Origin of the sequence: Rheinheimera sp. (assembly GCF_036568245.1) — a bacterium.
Taxonomy (GTDB): domain Bacteria; phylum Pseudomonadota; class Gammaproteobacteria; order Enterobacterales; family Alteromonadaceae; genus Alishewanella.
This window is the reverse complement of record NZ_DATCSY010000372.1, coordinates 1-2,375: the sequence shown is the minus strand read 5'-3', so window position 1 is coordinate 2,375 and position 2,375 is coordinate 1. Positions and strand designations below refer to the sequence as shown.

Sequence of the window (2,375 nt, the reverse complement as noted above, 5' to 3'; positions counted from 1 at the left end):
GTATCGTCAGGGTAGGCTTGCAGCGCAGCTTCGTTAATGCTCGGGTAGGGCAGCAGCACAGCACCGGCAATATAGCCGCGCCTGGCAGTATCTAAGCCGCGTACATCCAGCAGCACAAAGTCATGCAGGTTATTGTTCAGTGCATAGTGCACATCCCAGCAGTCTGTTTCAAAGCTAAGTAAACGCTGAAAATGTGCCAACGCATCAGCGCTGTCGGCAGGTTTGGGGTTAACGACTTTAGATGGCATACTGTTTCTCCGTATGGTGGTGTTAACCCTATTATCAGCTGCGCCGGTATTTAGCGAAATTGTCTAAATAGACAACATTCGTTAATATCAAGCCATTATTGATTAGGCTAAAGCGGCTTTATGCGCGTTATTATTTTGCTGACCGAACAGCTGTCGTTATTTGAACTGGGCTGCGCTGCGGAGCTGTTTGCGATGCCAAGGCCCGAGTTTCAGCCCTGGTACAGTACAGAAATTCTGTCGTTATCTGCGGGCAGCTATAACGGTTTAGCCGGCAGCAGCTTGCAGTGCAAACAGGTTGATACCTTACCGCCAGCCGATTTATTGCTGATCCCAAGCTTTCCGGTTTCGGTAACAGAACCGGATCCCAGGCTGATTGCCGAACTGCAGCGCCATTACCAGCAGGGTGGGCGTATCATCAGTTTTTGCTCGGGCTCGTTTTTACTGGCTGCGGCAGGGCTATTAGATAACCGCATTGCCACCACCCACTGGCGCTACGCCGGGCAGTTTAAACAGCGTTATCCAACGCTTGAATACAAAGACAATATTCTTTATCACTACGATGGTGTTATCGGCTGTTCAGCGGGCAGTGCAGCGGCGATAGATTTAGGCATCGAGGTGATAAGGCAGGATTTTGGCTATCACTGTGCCAACAGCGTCGCCAGGCGGCTGGTGCTGCCTGCACACCGTAGTGGTGGCCAGGCGCAGTTTGTTGAAAAGCCACTCACGCTGACTAAATCGGGTATTTCACAGGCACTGGACTGGGCGACCAGTAATTTGTCGGCACAACTTAGCATTGACGACATCGCCAAAAAAGCCAATATGAGCCGGCGCACTTTTGACCGGCATATCAACAAGCACTACAACATGACGGCACTGCAGTGGCTAACCGAGCGTAAGCTCGACAGTGCCAAGTCGCTGCTGGAGGCAAGCGAACTGTCTATTGATGAAATCGCCGTTAAAGCCGGTTTCGACAATGCGGTAACGCTAAGGCATAACTTCAGAAAGTACTTGTCGGTATCGCCGATGCAATACAAACGCACCTTTTTACGCAGTTAAGCCGTTATCGCTTTTCATGTTAAAGCTGATTAACATTCACCACGATACGGCCGCGCACCTGCCCATCAAGTAAACGCTGAGCGGTATCACACACCCGCGCTAAACCTATCTCGGTGGAGACTTGTTCCAGTGTATTGGCGGTTAACACCTTGGCTAATCTGTCCCAGGCTTCGATGCGATCGTGAATTGGCCGCATCACGCTGTCGATACCGGTCAGTGTGACACCGCGTAAAATAAAGGGCGCGACGCTACCGGGTAAATCCATCCCCTGGGCCAGGCCACAAGCCGCGACTATGCCGCCGTACTTGGTACTGGCGCAGGCATTTACCAGCGTATGGCTGCCGACCGAATCCACTACAGCGGCCCAGCGCTCTTTGGCCAGTGGCCGCCCGGGTTCCGACAGCGTATGGCGGTCAATAATCTCGCTGGCGCCAAGCGCTTTTAAATACTGCGCTTCTGCCATTCTGCCTGTGGCGGCAACAACGCTGTAACCGAGCTTAGCCAGAATCGCGATGGCGTAGCTGCCCACGCCACCATTGGCACCTGTTACCAGCACTTCGCCGGAATCCGGCTTTACACCATGCTTTTCCAGCGCCATGACGCACAGCATAGCGGTGTAGCCTGCGGTACCGATGGCCATTGCCTGTTTGGCCGACAACGCCTTGGGCAGGGCAATCAGCCACTCACTTTGCAATTGGGCCTGTTGCGCCAGGCCGCCGCAGTGCACTTCACCCACACCAAAGCCGTTTAGCAGCACCTCGTCACCGGCTTTAAACTTTCCCGAGCTGCAGCTTATTACCGTACCGGCTAAATCAATGCCCGGTATCAGCGGAAATTTACGCACCACCGGGGCTTTACCGGTAATCGCCAGCGCATCTTTATAGTTCAGCGTGCTGTAGGCCACCTGTACCAGGGTGTCGCCTTCCATCAGTACGGTATCGTCGAGATCACGCAGCGTGGCGCGATAACCTTGATCGTCTTTTTCAATTAATACGCCTTTAAACATAGTGTCTCCCAGCTAAAGCGGTGTGGTGCAGCGGCGTTAAGCGCACTGACAGTGCGAGGTGCGAT

Annotated in this window: 2 protein-coding genes and 1 pseudogene; 1 reads left to right on the top strand and 2 read right to left on the bottom strand. The window is 53.3% G+C overall.

Going from position 1 to position 2,375, the window contains the following annotated elements; genetic code table 11:
- Positions 1-248: pseudogene (locus VIN66_RS16475) on the bottom strand (rhodanese-like domain-containing protein); the annotation flags it as partial.
- A gap of 120 nt (positions 249-368) precedes the next feature.
- On the opposite strand from VIN66_RS16475, the gene VIN66_RS16470 reads away from it, so the two are divergent.
- The gene (locus VIN66_RS16470) at positions 369-1,304 is read left to right on the top strand and encodes a GlxA family transcriptional regulator (protein ID WP_331924994.1); all 936 of its coding nucleotides are present in this window, start codon (positions 369-371) and stop codon (positions 1,302-1,304) included.
- A gap of 19 nt (positions 1,305-1,323) precedes the next feature.
- Here the strand turns inward: VIN66_RS16470 and VIN66_RS16465 are convergent, their stop codons facing one another.
- On the bottom strand, positions 1,324-2,310 hold the full coding sequence (locus VIN66_RS16465) for an MDR family oxidoreductase (RefSeq protein WP_331924993.1): 987 nt from the start codon (positions 2,308-2,310) through the stop codon (positions 1,324-1,326).
- Positions 2,311-2,375 lie beyond the last annotated feature (65 nt).